The following is a 15549-nucleotide window of genomic DNA, read 5'->3' on the forward strand; positions in this document are numbered from 1 at the left end:
AAAAAAGCCCGAGGCCTTTGAAAACTACTTCCGAAGGCCCCGGGACTATCTGATCGCAAAAGAGATTTCACTCACAGTCTGCCGGATCAGTCCTGATAATAGATACGTTTGACACGGCCCGAAACACTGGTCAGAATTTCATACGGAATCGTTTCCAGAACATCCGAAAGAACCGTAACAGGCAGGTCATCACCGAAGATGATCGCCTTGTCGCCTTCCTTACAGTCAATATCCGTCACATCGATCATGCAGACATCCATGCAGATATTTCCCACATAAGGTGCCTTCTTTCCATTCACCAGACAATAGGCGTGTCCGTTTCCCAAACGGCGGTTCAGGCCGTCAGCATATCCGATAGGAAGCGTCGCGATACGCGAATCACGGCTAAGCACTCCCTTGCGGCTGTAACCCACTGTTTCATCAGCCGGCACATCATGGATCTGAAGAATCGTAGTCTTCAGGGTCGTCACATTATGGAGAATACGATTGGTGTAAGGATCAATGCCATAAAGCCCCAGTCCCAGACGAACCATATCAAACTGGGCTCCCGGATAACGTTCAATACCGGCAGTGTTACAAATATGGCGAATAATCTTATGATTGAATTCTTTCTGCAAGTCGGCCGCAGCAGCTTCAAAGGTTTCTATCTGCCGGCGGGTGAATGGATCAAAACGGTCAGAATCGCTTCCCACCAGATGAGAGAAGATAGACCGGGGAATAACTGTCGACTGCCGGTGAAGCCGTTCAGCCAAACGCGGCATGTCAGAAGGTGCAAATCCCAGACGATGCATTCCGGTATCGACCTTAATATGTACAGGCACGTTGGCAGCTCCTTCACGTTCAGCCGCCTTAATCAGTTCTTCCAGCATCTGGAAACTGTAAACCTCAGGTTCCAGTTTATAATCGAACATTGTCTTGAAAGCACTCACTTCGGGGTCCATGATAATGATCGGACAATGAATGCCAGCCTTGCGGAGGTCTGCTCCCTCATCGGCCACAGCTACGGCCAGATAGTCTACACGCTGGTCTTCAAGAGTCTTTGCTACTTCAAACGAACCGGCGCCATATGCCGAAGCCTTCACCATGCATACCATCTTGGTTTCCGGTTTCAGTTTGTTCCGATAATAATTCAGATTGGCCGTAAGCGCATTCAGATTAATCTCAAGAATCGTTTCATGCACCTTCAGTTCTAGGACATCCGTAATATCATCGAAATGGAAGACACGCGCTCCCTTGATCAACACCACTTCATTTCGAAGCCCGGACAAGACTCCTGACGCCAGCAGTTCATTAGTGGAACGGAAAAATTGCTTTTCAATTTCAAAGCGGGATGCATAAGCAGAAATTTCCTCTCCCACTCCGATTATACGGTCTACTCCGCGACTGTGAACCAAATCAGCAACCTGCCGGTAAAGCAGTTTGCTCACCTGACCGCTTTCCAGAATATCCGAGAGGATCAAGGTACGCTTCCGCCCCTTGTCTTCCGTACGGCGGGCCATGAAATCAAGTGCAATATCCAACGAAGCAAAATCAGAATTATAACTGTCATTGATCAGTACGCACCCGTTCTTGCCTTCTTTCACTTCCAGACGCATGGCTACCGGCTCCAGACGCAACATCCGTTCGGCAATCACTTCAGGCGAAACCATCAGATAGAGAGCCACAGCCAGACAGTTCAAGGAATTTTCGATGGAAGCATCGTCAATAAAAGGAATACGATATTCCTTGAAAAAGCCCAGATAACGATATTTGATGGTGGTTCCCGTTTCATCCTTGCTGATACTTTCAATGAAAAGCGGACGTTCCGTGTCCTTCATGGACCAGGCAATCTCGCGGGCTGTAAACAAGGATTTTGCCACACAACTGCTGATCAGTTCATTGTCGCCATTATAAATAATAACATCGCAGTCCTTGAACAGCTGAAGTTTTTCCATACATTTATCCTGCAGGGAAGTGAAATTTTCCTGATGCGCTCCTCCGATATTGGTCAACACGCCGATAGTCGGCTGAATGATCGGGCGCAAAGCCTCCATCTCTCCCATTTCGGAAATACCCGCTTCGAATATACCCAGCTCCGTATGCTCGTTGAGCAACCATACAGACAAAGGCACACCGATCTGTGAATTATAGCTGCGGGGAGAACGGGTAATGATGCGTTCGGGACTCAACAACTGATAAAGCCATTCCTTCACAATGGTCTTTCCATTACTTCCCGTAATCCCGACTACCGGAATCTGAAACTGTTCACGGTGCTTGGCGACCAGACGCTGCAGCGCACGCAGAGGATTAGCCACTTTCAGGAAATTGGTATCCACATAGGCCTCCCCATTCTCAGGCAAATCACTGACTACAAAATTACGTACACCCCGTTCGTAAAGTTCATGTATATACTTGTGTCCGTCGTTACGCTTTGTCTTCAGGGCAAAGAACAAAGTTTCTTCGGGAAAACAAAGTGAACGACTGTCCGTTAGGATCCAGTCAATACGTGCAGGCGCGTTTCCTATTCGTTCTGCGCCCATCACAGAAGTTATTTCTTCAATAGTCTCTGACATATCTGTTCTTCATTTAGCGTGTCTAAGTACGGAAATTTTTCTTTTAACTGCTCTATCTTTAACAGTATTTGACGTAAAAAACTCTGATAAGCCTCTCCCTCGGCATGAAACGGACGATGGGCAAGTCCTCGACGAATGTCCTCCCACATCTTCATTATCTGACGGGTAGAAGGAGAAAAACTGACTTCCGAAAAACATTCCCAAACGTAATCAACAGCAAGAGAAGAGGGATGCAGCATGTCATCTGCATAAAAACGATAATCACGCAGTTCATCCATCAGGATCTCATAAGCCGGGAAATAATGACAATAAGGCAGGCGCCGGCACAACCGGTCGGCTGCGAGCAAAAGTACAGCCTTGCTTAATTGATTGCCATGCATGCCGTCACGGGCATGACGGATGGGGCTCACGGTGAACAAGACCTGTAAAGAAGGATTCTGCGTGTGAAGTTTCTCCAACAGATTCTCATAACAGACTGTGATCTCTTCGGGATCAAGCAACCGGCGTGTAAAAGACTTTTCAGGCAGTTTATGACAATTTCCAACCACCTGCCCGTCTTCATTCCACTCATAGACACGGGCTGTTCCCCACGTGAAAAGCAACCAGTCAGTCTCGGCCAGATGTTTCCTTGCTTCCTCATTCCGTTCATTAATCTGTCTCAGACAGGTTTCCGGCATAACAGACGAAAAAGATCCATGGTGCATCAGACTGAGCCATTCGTCGTTATGAAATATCAGATCATCCTGAACATACACTTTTCCTGCCTCCAGTTCTGTCAAAGCCCGGGCAATCGAAAGAGGATTATATAAAATACCATAAGGATTTACATCACAACGGAACTTATAATCCGACAAACGATTTCCAATATGTTCGCTAAAACAAGATCCCCACAACATCAGACGACTGGCATGGCTGATCTCCCATTGTCCGACTGGCAAATCGACTTTCGTTCTAAACTCCATAGTTCTTTTTCTCGCTCTTAAATTTTGATGCAAATGTAAGCACAATATATATATTTATCGTATTTTTGCAGAATTAAAGTTTATCGAAGCATGATGGAACAACAAACTTCATACAAACTGTTGAATAAGATAGATAGCCCAGATGACCTGCGCAAACTGCCGGCAGAAGACCTTCCGGAAGTCTGTACGGAACTCCGGGAAAAAATAATTGATGAGCTTTCACGCAATCCGGGACACTTCGGATCGAGTCTGGGAGTAGTAGAACTGACGGTTGCCCTTCATTATGCATTCAATACTCCCTACGACTGCATCGTTTGGGACGTAGGGCATCAGGCTTACGGACATAAGATCCTGACCGGAAGACGTGACCGGTTTTACACTAACCGGAAACTGAACGGCATCCGTCCATTCCCGTCGCCTGAAGAAAGCGAATACGACACCTTTACTTGCGGACATGCTTCCAATTCCATCTCTGCCGCCCTGGGTATGGCTGTTGCCGCAGCCCGAAAGGGAGAAGAGAACCGGCATGTCGTTGCTGTCATTGGAGACGGTTCCATGAGTGGCGGACTGGCATTCGAAGGTCTGAATAATGCTTCTTCCACGCCCAACAACCTGTTAATCATATTGAACGACAACAATATAGCCATTGACCGAAGTGTTGGAGGAATGAAACAATACCTGCTGAACCTGCATACATCAGTGGGCTACAACCGGCTGAGAAAGGCCATTGCAGGAAAACTATACAAATGGGGGATTCTGAATGACGAGCGAAGCAAAAGCCTGCTTCGTTTCAACAATAGCCTGAAGTCAATGTTAATGCAGCAGCAAAACATTTTCGAAGGAATGAATATCCGTTATTTCGGTCCTGTCGACGGACATGATGTTCTGACACTGACCAAAGTTCTTCGGGAAATCAAAGATATGAAAGGACCGAAGTTACTGCATATTCACACTCAGAAAGGACGTGGCTTCAAACAGGCTGAAGAAGATCCAACCATCTGGCATGCTCCGGGCATGTTTGACAAAGATACCGGTGAACGTATCATAAGCGATACCACAGGAATGCCTCCACTCTTTCAGGAGGTTTTCGGGAAGACATTGGTAGAACTGGCCCGGCAGAATGACAAGATTGTAGGTGTAACTCCAGCCATGCCTACGGGCTGTTCCATGAATCTGCTGATGCAGGAAATGCCCGACCGAGCTTTCGATGTAGGTATTGCAGAAGGACATGCCGTAACATTCTCCGGCGGTATGGCCAAAGATGGTCTCCTTCCTTTCTGCAACATTTATTCTTCTTTCATGCAACGGGCATACGACAATGTCATTCACGATGTTGCCATTCAGAAATTAAATGTCGTACTATGTCTGGACCGTGCAGGTCTGGTCGGAGAAGACGGACCGACACATCATGGAGTTTTCGACCTGGCGTACATGCGCTCCATTCCTAATCTGACGATTGCCTCACCTTATAATGAGCATGAGCTTCGCCGTCTGATGTACACAGCACAGCTTCCGGACATGGGACCTTTTGTCATCCGTTATCCACGCGGAAGAGGAGTCCTTACCGACTGGCATTGTCCGCTGGAACCTGTTGAAGTAGGAAAAGGACGTGTACTGAAAGAAGGTACCGACATTGCTGTCATTACGATTGGCCCTATCGGCAACATTGCAAAGGAAGCCATACAAAAAGCTGAAAAGATCTTATCGTGCAGCATTGCACACTATGACCTGCGTTTCCTCAAGCCGCTTGATGAAGCCATGTTGCATCAAATAGGAAAGAAATTCCATCGTATACTGACGATAGAGGATGGAGTATTGAAAGGTGGAATGGGAAGTGCTATCTTGGAATTTATGGCAGACAACCAATACACTCCTATGGTGAAACGCCTGGGTATAGAAGACAAGTTTATACAGCATGGACCGGTCAAGGATCTGTATGCCTTGTGTCATATTGATGAAGCCGGAATACTTCATGCATTAACTAACATGACAAATTTATGAAAATCATTATAGCAGGGGCCGGAAATGTAGGAACACATCTAGCCAAATTACTTTCCGGTGAAAAGCAAGACATCATCCTGATGGATGAGGATGATGAAAAACTGGAGAAGATGGGTAATAACCTTGACCTGATGCTGGTCAACTATTCCCCAACATCCATCAACGGACTGAAAGAAGCCGGTGTAGCAGGTGCAGACCTCTTTATAGCCGTCACTCCGGACGAAAGCCGGAATATGACAGCCTGTATGCTGGCAACTAATCTTGGAGCGAAAAAAACCGTTGCCCGCATCGACAATTATGAATACCTGCTTCCCAAGAACAAAGAATTCTTTGCAAAGCTGGGAGTGCATTCTCTGATTTATCCGGAGATGCTGGCTGCCCGGGAAATTGTAGATGCCGTCAAGATGAGCTGGATCCGCCAGTGGTGGGAATTTGCAGGAGGCGCTCTTGTGCTGATCGGAACAAAGATGCGTGAGACAGCTGAAATCCTGAATGTTCCGCTGCATGAACTGGGAGGAAGAAATATTCCCTTCCACCTGGTTGCCATCAAACGAGGAAATGAAACCATTATCCCGAATGGTAACGACTCGATCAAGCTCAATGATATTGTTTATTTCACAACGACAAAGAAATATATCCCATACATCCGCAAGATTGCCGGAAAAGAAAATTATGCAGATATCCGCAATGTAATGATCATGGGAGGAAGCCGTATTGCTGTCCGGACGGCACAATACATGCCGGATTATATGCGGACGAAAATCATCGAATGCGATTTCAACCGTTGTAACAGACTGACAGAATTGGTTGACGATGATGTAATGGTCATTAACGGAGACGGTCGTGACGTGGAACTGCTTCTGGAAGAAGGTATCAAGAATATTGAAGCATTTGTTGCCCTGACAGGAAGTTCGGAAACCAATATTCTGGCATGTCTGGCCGCCAAGCGTCTGGGAGTAACCAAGACCGTAGCAGAAGTAGAAAACGTTGATTACATCAGCATGGCAGAAAGTCTGGATATCGGTGCCGTTATCAATAAAAAGTTCATAGCAGCGAGCCATATCTATCAGATGATGCTTGATGCAGATGTATCGAACGTGAAATGTCTGACCTTCGCCAATGCCGACGTAGCTGAGTTCACCGTCAAAGGAGGATCCCGCATAACAAAAGCTCCAATCAAAGACATCGGTTTGCCGAAAGGTGCCACCATCGGAGGATTGATCCGGAACGGAGAAGGTATCATGGTTACCGGTAATACGCAACTTCAGGAAGGCGACCATGTAGTTGTATTCTGTCTGGGCATGATGATCAAGAAGCTGGAAAAATATTTCAATTAAAAAGGAATCAGTCTTCCCTGCAGGAATCAATGGAAGGTATAAAATCATCTCCGGTTATTCTCTATTGCTCCTACTCTTCTCCTTGCGGAGATTTGCTTTTAGGAGCAACGGAGGATCGGCTATGTCTCTGCGATTGGAAAACAAGCCCCAATCAAGAAAAAATCTTTCAACGGCTGAACCGTTATCTCAATGCGGAATGGCGGGAAGGAAATTCCTGTATATTGCAGAAAGCATCCTGCCAGCTGGATGAGTATTTCAGCGGGAAACGCGAAACTTTTGACATTCCATTACTGACCATCGGAAGCCCGTTTCAACAGGATGTATGGAAACTGCTACAAAAAATTCCATATGGTTCTACCTTATCTTATTGCGCACAAGCCCAACGATTGCAGAAACCTTCAGCAATACGGGCCGTCGCTTCAGCCAATGGAGCCAATGCGCTTTCTATTTTTATCCCCTGTCATCGGGTAATCGGACAAAACGGTCAGCTGACCGGATATGCAGGAGGTCTTTCCGCAAAACAATATTTACTGGAACTGGAACAACGGAACAAAAATATCTTTTCACTCTTTCCGTCAGTTCATAAAGTTTCGGAATAATCGGATAAGAGTTCCTGATAAAATTGAAAAGCCTCCACCTCCTTCCTTTCTACTGTTCCTGGTTTCCGGTTAACTGTTCTTTGGGCCAGTTCACCAGATAAAGCGTTTCCGTAGCACGGGTGAAAGCCGTATAAAGCCAACGAAAATAATCAGGAGTCAGCATATCTTCCGTCATATATCCCTGATCAATAAACACGCGCTTCCATTGACCGCCCTGTGCCTTATGACAAGTAACCGCATAAGCATATTTCACCTGCAACGCGTTATAATAAGGATCTTCTTTCAGCTTCTTCACCCGTTCCCGCTTCACTGTAATATCTTTGTAATCTTCCTGCACGGCGTTAAACAAATGTTCGCTTTGTTCTCTGGTCAGCGCTGGAGTATCAGAATGAAGCGTATCAAGCAACACTTTAACCTCCAGTTCCAGATCATCATAATCCGGAAAAGTCAGAACGACATCCGCGAAACGGAAACCATACATTTCTCTCACCCGACGCATTCTGCGAACCACGGCAACATCACCGTTAGCAATGAAATCAAGTTCTTTATTCTCGCTTCCCCAATAATAATTATTCTTGGCCACCATCAGCAGATCTCCGGAGTTCAATTCATCTTCCCTATATAATATGGTATTGCGGATTCCGCGGTTATATAAGTTCGCCCGCTTATTGGACCGGCAGATAATCATCGTTTCATCCATCCCTGCATGATCATAACTATCCGAAATCGCCTCTATCAATTCACTGCCCGTTATGATCCGGATATCCGCAAATCCTGTTGCCTTTACTACCGGAAGCGAAAAGAAATCTTCACCGACAATCTGTTTACGAAGGCTGGTAGCATTGTACAAAATACCGGATGTTTCCAGTTGTCTGACCACATGAGTCAAACGGCATTCCATCACCTCCAGGCCATACCCTGCCAGCATTTCAGGACAGAGTGCCGGACTTTCTTCCTCACCCACCGGCGGTAACTGAGCCGTATCTCCAATCAACATCAGACGACACCCTTCGCCACTATAAACATACTGGATCAAATCATCCAGCAACCGTCCTGTTCCAAAGGCAGCGCCAGCAAGTCCCTCATTAGCTATCATCGAGGCTTCATCGACTATAAATAAGGTATCCCGATGCAGATTAGGCGCAAGCTGGAAATTATCCATTTCATTCGAGAAAGTCTTCTGACGATAGATTTTCTTGTGAATCGTATAAGCCGGATGAGAAGCATTCTGAGCAAAAACCTTCGCCGCCCGTCCTGTAGGAGCCAGCAAGACACACTTACTGCGTATATGCCGGATTGTTTTAACCAGCGCACTGATCAACGTTGTTTTTCCAGTACCGGCATATCCTTTCAGAAGCAAAACAGATTCTGATTTAGGCGAAAAAAGAAAGTCCACAAAAAATTTAATCGTAATTTCTTGCTCTTCTGTTGGTTCATAAGGAAAATTTCCTTTAATTTGCTGCAACAAATCATTATTTAACATAACACCCGATAAAAAGTTCATGTAACTTTGACGTGGTTAGAGTATTTTATTTTATTTTTGCGCTACGAATATAAACTAAAAAAACAATATTATCATGAAAACAGTAATTAATCTTGTGTTAGCTGCCTGTGCAATCGGTCTGGTATACATTTGTTATGGCAGTATTATGGGTCCTATCAACTTTGACGAAACTAAGAAGGCAAGAGAAAAAGAAATTATTGCCCGTCTGATCGATATTCGTAAGGCACAGCAGGAATATCGTACTTTGCATCAGGGTGCTTACACAGACAACTTTGATTCATTGATTGACTTTGTCAAGACTGCAAAACTTCCTTTCATCATGAAAGTGGGAACTTTGACCGATGACCAGCTGAACAATGGTATGACTGAAAAGAAAGCGATGGCCATCATCAACAAAGCTAAAAGAACCAACAAATGGGATGAAGTAGAAAAAGAAGGTCTGCAGAACTTCCGTCGTGATACTATGTGGGTAGCTGTTATGGATACTATCTTCGCAAAAGGATTCAATCCGGATTCTCTGCCGTATGTTCCTTATGGAAACGGTGCTAAGTTTGAACTGGCAATCCGTAAAGATACTACTAAAGCCGGTGCTCCTCTGAACTTGTTCCAGGCTCAGGTTGCATACGATGTATATTTGGGTGACTTGAACCACCAGGAATTGGTTAACTTGAAAGACGTTCAGACTAAACTGGGTAAATATTGTGGTCTGAGAGTAGGTGATATTGAACAGCCGAACAACGGTGCAGGTAACTGGGAATAAGCATGATTGAAAAGATTGATTTCTCACAATCAGAACAATATACATTATCCATCCGTCTTAGTACGGATGGATTTTCTTTTTCTATCTATAACCCATTGAACGGGAGTGATTTCTTCTTTCACCCTTATCCCGTCAATACCCAACGCTCCATGGCAGCCAATGCCAAAGCCTTTCTGGCTGAGACGGAAGAGCTGAAACGTCCTTTTAAACAGGTCAATATTCTGATCCATTCTGAACGCTATACCGTATTACCTTTCGAACTTTACGAAGATGAACAGATGGAGTCACTCGTCTATCAGAATCTCCAGAAAGTAAACAACGAAACGGTTCTTTGCAATATTTTAGGGAAGAGCAATACCGTTATCCTGTTCGGACTGGATAAGTTAACGCATCTGTTTTTCTCTGAGCATTTCCCTACAGCCCGCTTTTTTGCTGCGGTCAGTCCGCAAATTGAATATTTTTCAGTAAAGAGCAGACTGGGAAACAACCGCAAGCTTTACGCAAACCTTCACCCTGAAAGCGTAGATCTTTTCGCTTTCGACCGTGGACATCCTTTATTGTTCAATACGTTCTCCGCATCCGGAGTCACCGACCAGTGCTATTACTTGCTGTATGCCTGGAAACAGTTAGGCTACGATCAGGAAAGAGACGAACTCCATCTGACCGGACAGACACCTTTCCGTAAGGAGATTACAGAACAGTTACAACAATACATCCGAAAAGTCTTTATCATCAACCCGCAAGCGGAATTCAACGATTCGGAAAGCAGCCGAATTGAAAATGTTCCGTTTGATATCCAATCTTTAATTGCATGCGAGTAATCAGTGGTATTTATAAAAGACGGCGCTTTGACGTTCCTCATACCTTCAAGGCGCGGCCGACAACAGATTTTGCCAAAGAAAATCTGTTTAACGTGCTCAGTAATTATATTGATTTCGAAGACGGAGTGACTGCACTCGACCTATTTGCCGGTACAGGAAGTATCAGCATCGAACTGGTTTCGAGAGGATGCGACCGGGTAATCTCCGTGGAAAAGGATCCCCAGCATTATGCATTCATCCGCAAGGTCATGGAAGAAGTAAAAACCGACAAATGCTTCCCTGTACGCGGAGATGTATTCCGCTATATGGAACGTTGCCATGAACAGTTCGATTTCATCTTTGCCGATCCTCCTTATGCGCTAAGCGAGCTGCCGACCATTCCAGACAAAATATTTGAATACAACCTGCTGAAAGAAGGAGGATTGTTTGTTTTGGAACACGGAAAGACACTTTCTTTCGAAAATCATCCGCATTTTGTGGAACACCGCCATTATGGAAGCGTAAACTTCTCGTTCTTCAAAGTAGAGGAGACAACAGACGAACAACCGACTCTGTAACCTTACTCTTCCAAGAACGCTTATCCCAAAGATTCTTCGACAACAGCATACAGTCACGCTGATCTGTCAGAAAAATCTCTTTCAAAGCCAATGCCGTCTCCCGATGATAGAAGAAGGCATTGGCTTCAAAATTATGTTCAAAACTGCGGAAATCCATATTCGTGGAACCAATCGTGGACAACTCATCATCGCATACCATCAGTTTAGAGTGCAGGAAACCTTTTTTATAAAGGTAAATCTTGACTCCGGCTTTCATCAGTTCTTCCAGATAAGACAGTGAACCTTTATGAATAAGCCAGGCATCTGCCCGTTTCGGCATCATGATCCGAACATCCACTCCAGCAAGTGCAGCCGTCTGTAAAGCCTGATTTATGGTTTCAGTCGGCAGCAGATAAGGTGTCTGTATATAGAAATACCTCCGTGCACTGCATATAGCCATCGTCAGTCCCTGCATGATATCTCTCCAGTCTCCCACCGGATCCGAAGTTACAATCTGAGCCACCACATCTCCCTGCGGTTCGATTTTAGGAAAGAATTCGGCAGAGGTAAACAATGTGCGGTCAACCAGATACCAGTCGGTCAGGAAAGAAGTCTGTAAACCATAGACCGCCTTACCTGAAATCCGGACATGCGTGTCACGCCAGATGCCCCAGTCGAAGCCACGAATATAGCGCTCCGCAATATTCATTCCACCGACAAATCCCACCTTTCCGTCAATGATGGCAAGTTTCCGATGGTTACGGTAATTGACTTTGCTCGTAAAACGGGGAAAACGGACTTTCAGGAAACTCTGCACCTCAATGCCTTCAAAAAGCATCTGCTCAAAGAATGCATGATCTACCTTCCAGCAACCTACGTCATCATAAAGCACACGTATTTTTACGCCTTCCCTCGCCTTGTCAATAAGTGCATCACGCAGCAAACGGCCGACCGGATCATCCTCAAAAATATAGAACTGAATGTGAATATGCTTCTGCGCATGAGAGATCTCCCGCAACAGCCCTTTCAGCATAGCATAGCCATCCGTATAAACCGTAATATCATTTCCGCCAAAAGCCAAGGCTCCGTTCACCCGGTTAAAGAAACTCATCAGCCGGGACTGATCGGGAAGTTCCCTGATAGCTGCCTGCTGCTGATATTCAGCCATCGGACGTTTACTCAAACGGGTATAGCCACGCCGGCTGATCAAACGCTCCTTGCGCGTACTGCGTCCAAAAAAGAAATAGAAGATGAGACCGATGACCGGCAAGAAGAAGAGCACCAGAATCCATGCCATCGTCTTCACAGGATTCCGGTTGTCCAGTATCACGACAAAGATTGTAGTCAGAATAACGGAGAAATAAATCACGTTAAAGGCCACCGTACATATCTCGTTGAAAACAGCAATGTCTGTCATAATCCAAGGTTTTGAACAAATGTACATAAAAATCTGTTTTCAGTGAAGCAGAAAACGCAGAAAGCACGGAAAGGCACCGTTTTTTCTCCAACGGTGCCTTTCCGTGCTTTCCTGTTCCTGTATGGTTTATCAGAACCGGCGAGGACCTCCGCCCGGTCCGTGTCCTCCAGGACCGAATCCCGGTCCGCCCGGACGGGGAGCATTCCCCTTTCCTCCAAAGAGATTCAGACGATAGATAAAGTGCAACATGCAGTAACTGTAGATTGCATTATATTCCGTATCCTGTCGCATGGCGGCACTGATCGTACGGCTGATATTGCTCTGATTACGCAAGATATCATAGAACTGCAGACTGACTGTCGCAGCATTGCCTTTCAGGAAGTTTTGTGAGATCTGTGCATTCCAGATCAGTTCATCACGGTTCATGCTCGCATCTGTATAACCCCGGCGTGAGTTCTGTGACAAGTCCGTAGAGATTGACATGTTCCAGGGCAGATTCACATTCGTACTTGCACCATAAGAGAACTGATAAGTATCCATGTTGTTACGATCCTGGAAGCTGTTGCGCGAATGAGTATAATCCAGTGATCCGTTCAATGAGAACTCCCACCAGTTGTTTCGATATGTACCGCGCAGACGTTCACCCAGAACCAGCTGACGCATCGTGTTTTTGTCAGCCTCAGACAAAGCACTGCTGTCGCTGATGTAACTTACGATGTTGTTATAGCTTGCACGTGTAAAGGTGTTGATGGTGAACTTTTTGTTTCTCAAGGCCGTATTGGTTCCGATAATACCAAACAGGTTCCAGTTTCCGTTGATATTTTCCGGCATGGTAACGTATCCACCGGTTGATTCATCGTAAGTCTTCCGGTTGCTGATGCTGTTCATGACATTCTGGAAACGGAAGTGAGTCATCAATCCACGCTGCTTGTCTACATTGAAAGTATTATAGAAGACCATCAAAGAGTTTGTAAACGACGGTTTCAAACCCGGGTTACCTACCCGTACGTTCAGCGGGTCTGTGTTATCCGAAATCGGAAGCAGGTCAGTCATACTGGGCTGTGAACTGCGGCCACGGTAGTTGACACGCAGCTGACTGGTCTTGTTAAACTTATAACGGAAGTCCAAAGTCGGAGTAAAGTTAAAGACTGTACGCACCGTATCTACCGCATAATCTCCCATCTGATAGGTCAGTGTAGAACGCTGGGGCTGGAATGAAGCACCGACATTCAGCTGCATTTTTTGACGGATCCAGCGCAAAGCCACATCAGCCTGGTGATTATAATAATTGTATTCAGCCTTCTTGCTCAGATCTGTATTCAGGCTTCCCCAGGCAGGGACGAATCCCTGATCAATCGTCCATTCCAGCGGCATATCATACGTAGAATTATCTGTATTGGAATGCTTATACTGGAAGTTGTAGCTGAACTGAAGGAAACCTCCACGGAAAATCGGTTCACTGTATGAGAAACGCAGACTGTAATTATAACTCTTGGTCGGCGTTGTGATATAGCGGTTCAGAATCTCAGTAGAGTCCTGCATCAGCTGGAAGTAATCCGTCGTTGAAGCAGAGAACTGCTCGCTTTCACTGTTTGTATAATTGTAGCTTCCACGGAATGTGATATTACGTCCGGCTGTTCCCAGACGGCGGTTCAACATCAGCGAACCTCCAGCAGTCAGGTCATCTCCCTTTTGCAAGGAGTTCTTCACAATCGTATTGATGATATTTTCTTCGGGAACCAGCGAAGTGATATCCTCCGCATTCAGCAGTTCATCCGTAGAATGTTGCGGATCCGTATCGAAAGTAAACGAGTGAGAGTCGGAGCCGTTATTGGTTTTTCCGTAAGTCAGACGAGGTCTGAAGATCATGGTCGTCATGGTATCGGGGCGCCATTCGAAACGGAAATCGGCAGTCAGGTTGGTTGTCTTGTTGCGTGAACGGTCCATCGCATTCTTGAATGAACTGTTTTCACTTGAGACAAATGTTTCCGAAGTCTGCTTCTGCTGAATATCCGCATCGCGGTAATTGAAGTTGACACTACCGCCCGTTTCCAGTTTCTCGGATTCAGTTCCAAAGTTGAAACCGGCCATTTTCACTGCATTCAAGCCATTCTGCGAACCTCCGCGGAAACCGCCACCACCACCGGGGAAACCGTTGTCATTGACGTTGTTCATAGAACCGATCACCGTGAACTGGTTCTTTTCATAAAAATGGTTGGCCATGATCTTACCGCTGTAACGGTCTTTAGTTCCAGCGGCCAGGTCCACATTACCGAACCATCCCTTGTTCATTCCTTTCTTGACAGTCAGGTCAATTACTGTTTCTTCTTCACCATCATCAATACCTGTCACACGCGCCATATCCGACTGTTTGTCATAGGCACGCACCTTGTCAATGATATTCACCGGCAGGTTCTTCATGGCAATATTCGGATCGTCGGCAAAGAATTCCTTGCCGTCTATCATAATTTTCTTGATTTCCTTTCCGTTGATGGTAATCTTTCCGTTTTCATCGACTTCCGCACCCGGCAACTTCTTCACCAGTTCTTCCAGTGCCGAACCTTCCGGTACACGATAGGCAGAGCTATTATATACCAGTGTATCCTCGGAAGCAGTCACTTCCGGAGCCTGAGCAACGATCTCCACTCCTTCCAATAATGTGGCATCAGCCATCAGACTGATTTCTCCCGTATTCACACGAGGCTTCGCATTGGTCAGCGTCACCTGCTTCCAGGAAGTCTTATAACCCACGAAAGATACTTTCAGCACATACTTTCCGGGGCGAACCGGAATAGAGAAATGACCGTCCAGATCGGTAACGTTTCCCGTCACCATCGTACTGTCCGGCAATGACAAAACCTGTATCGTAGCCTGTATTACCGGTGATTTGTCCTCACCGTCAATCACAGTTCCCGAAACAGAACTCTTTCTGTTCCCGCCTTGTGCAAAGGCTGCTGTCGACATTCCTGCCAGGAACAGTAATCCCAAAACCCATTTTTTCATGACTCTCTAATTATATCTAAACACTTTTTTCAAACAATCGAAGGTTTGACACCATTC

At 45.7% G+C, this 15549-nt stretch carries 11 protein-coding genes; 6 read left to right on the plus strand and 5 right to left on the minus strand.

The genetic code is table 11. From position 1 onward, the window contains the following. Positions 1 to 86 precede the first annotated feature (86 nt). Both BACCOPRO_RS10720 and BACCOPRO_RS10725 read right to left on the minus strand, forming a co-directional pair. Positions 87 to 2552 (minus strand): bifunctional UDP-N-acetylmuramoyl-tripeptide:D-alanyl-D-alanine ligase/alanine racemase, encoded by a 2466-nt coding sequence (locus tag BACCOPRO_RS10720; RefSeq protein ID WP_008143545.1) that lies wholly within the window; start codon positions 2550 to 2552, stop codon positions 87 to 89. Beyond that, complete coding sequence (locus BACCOPRO_RS10725) at positions 2528 to 3514, minus strand: GSCFA domain-containing protein (RefSeq protein ID WP_008143547.1); 987 nt, start codon at positions 3512 to 3514, stop codon at positions 2528 to 2530. Before BACCOPRO_RS10725 ends, BACCOPRO_RS10720 begins: the two co-directional genes overlap by 25 nt. A gap of 93 nt (positions 3515 to 3607) precedes the next feature. Here BACCOPRO_RS10725 and dxs point away from each other — a divergent pair, with 93 nt between their 5' ends. The 3 genes from dxs to BACCOPRO_RS10740 are packed head-to-tail and all read left to right on the plus strand — an operon-like array spanning position 3608 to position 7451. After that, positions 3608 to 5515 carry a 1-deoxy-D-xylulose-5-phosphate synthase gene (gene dxs, locus BACCOPRO_RS10730; RefSeq protein WP_040311432.1) on the plus strand — a complete coding sequence of 636 codons (1908 nt, stop codon included), beginning with the start codon at positions 3608 to 3610 and terminating at the stop codon, positions 5513 to 5515. Then, positions 5512 to 6852, plus strand: a complete 1341-nt coding sequence (trkA, locus tag BACCOPRO_RS10735; RefSeq protein ID WP_008143551.1) for a Trk system potassium transporter TrkA — start codon at positions 5512 to 5514, stop codon at positions 6850 to 6852. Before dxs ends, trkA begins: the two co-directional genes overlap by 4 nt. Positions 6853 to 6881: 29 nt before the next feature. Further along, positions 6882 to 7451 (plus strand): methylated-DNA--[protein]-cysteine S-methyltransferase, encoded by a 570-nt coding sequence (locus BACCOPRO_RS10740; RefSeq protein ID WP_008143554.1) that lies wholly within the window; start codon positions 6882 to 6884, stop codon positions 7449 to 7451. Between the two features lie 49 nt (positions 7452 to 7500). Here BACCOPRO_RS10740 and BACCOPRO_RS10745 read toward each other — a convergent pair whose 3' ends face one another. Continuing rightward, positions 7501 to 8934, minus strand: a complete 1434-nt coding sequence (locus BACCOPRO_RS10745) for an ATP-dependent DNA helicase (RefSeq protein WP_040311434.1) — start codon at positions 8932 to 8934, stop codon at positions 7501 to 7503. Positions 8935 to 9028: 94 nt separating this feature from the next. On the opposite strand from BACCOPRO_RS10745, the gene BACCOPRO_RS10750 reads away from it, so the two are divergent. The 3 genes from BACCOPRO_RS10750 to BACCOPRO_RS10760 are packed head-to-tail and all read left to right on the plus strand — an operon-like array spanning position 9029 to position 11093. Next, the gene (locus tag BACCOPRO_RS10750; protein ID WP_008143557.1) at positions 9029 to 9715 is read left to right on the plus strand and encodes a hypothetical protein; all 687 of its coding nucleotides are present in this window, start codon (positions 9029 to 9031) and stop codon (positions 9713 to 9715) included. A 2-nt stretch (positions 9716 to 9717) separates the two neighbouring features. Next, positions 9718 to 10536, plus strand: a complete 819-nt coding sequence (locus BACCOPRO_RS10755; RefSeq protein WP_008143565.1) for a DUF3822 family protein — start codon at positions 9718 to 9720, stop codon at positions 10534 to 10536. Further along, positions 10527 to 11093, plus strand: coding sequence for an RsmD family RNA methyltransferase (locus BACCOPRO_RS10760; protein ID WP_008143566.1), 567 nt, complete (start codon positions 10527 to 10529; stop codon positions 11091 to 11093). The genes BACCOPRO_RS10755 and BACCOPRO_RS10760 overlap by 10 nt, the downstream gene beginning before the upstream one ends. Here the strand turns inward: BACCOPRO_RS10760 and cls are convergent. Continuing rightward, positions 11053 to 12489: a cardiolipin synthase gene (gene cls, locus BACCOPRO_RS10765; protein WP_008143567.1), complete on the minus strand. Its 1437-nt coding sequence runs from the start codon at positions 12487 to 12489 to the stop codon at positions 11053 to 11055. The two genes, BACCOPRO_RS10760 and cls, sit on opposite strands and share 41 nt — an antisense overlap. 129 nt (positions 12490 to 12618) lie before the next feature. Continuing rightward, positions 12619 to 15492, minus strand: a complete 2874-nt coding sequence (locus tag BACCOPRO_RS10770; RefSeq protein WP_008143568.1) for a TonB-dependent receptor — start codon at positions 15490 to 15492, stop codon at positions 12619 to 12621. Positions 15493 to 15549: the final 57 nt, after the last annotated feature.

This window comes from Phocaeicola coprophilus DSM 18228 = JCM 13818 (genome assembly GCF_000157915.1).
In the GTDB taxonomy this organism is placed as follows: Bacteria; Bacteroidota; Bacteroidia; order Bacteroidales; family Bacteroidaceae; genus Phocaeicola; species Phocaeicola coprophilus.

Excerpts from the sequence above, each read along its gene's own strand:
- BACCOPRO_RS10720 (WP_008143545.1), bottom strand. The coding sequence starts at position 2,552 with ATGTCAGAGACTATTGAAGAAATAACTTCTGTGATGGGCGCAGAACGA.
- BACCOPRO_RS10725 (WP_008143547.1), bottom strand. The coding sequence starts at position 3,514 with ATGGAGTTTAGAACGAAAGTCGATTTGCCAGTCGGACAATGGGAGATC.
- dxs (WP_040311432.1), top strand. The coding sequence starts at position 3,608 with ATGGAACAACAAACTTCATACAAACTGTTGAATAAGATAGATAGCCCA.
- trkA (WP_008143551.1), top strand. The coding sequence starts at position 5,512 with ATGAAAATCATTATAGCAGGGGCCGGAAATGTAGGAACACATCTAGCC.
- BACCOPRO_RS10740 (WP_008143554.1), top strand. The coding sequence starts at position 6,882 with ATGGAAGGTATAAAATCATCTCCGGTTATTCTCTATTGCTCCTACTCT.
- BACCOPRO_RS10745 (WP_040311434.1), bottom strand. The coding sequence starts at position 8,934 with ATGTTAAATAATGATTTGTTGCAGCAAATTAAAGGAAATTTTCCTTAT.
- BACCOPRO_RS10750 (WP_008143557.1), top strand. The coding sequence starts at position 9,029 with ATGAAAACAGTAATTAATCTTGTGTTAGCTGCCTGTGCAATCGGTCTG.
- BACCOPRO_RS10755 (WP_008143565.1), top strand. The coding sequence starts at position 9,718 with ATGATTGAAAAGATTGATTTCTCACAATCAGAACAATATACATTATCC.
- BACCOPRO_RS10760 (WP_008143566.1), top strand. The coding sequence starts at position 10,527 with ATGCGAGTAATCAGTGGTATTTATAAAAGACGGCGCTTTGACGTTCCT.
- cls (WP_008143567.1), bottom strand. The coding sequence starts at position 12,489 with ATGACAGACATTGCTGTTTTCAACGAGATATGTACGGTGGCCTTTAAC.
- BACCOPRO_RS10770 (WP_008143568.1), bottom strand. The coding sequence starts at position 15,492 with ATGAAAAAATGGGTTTTGGGATTACTGTTCCTGGCAGGAATGTCGACA.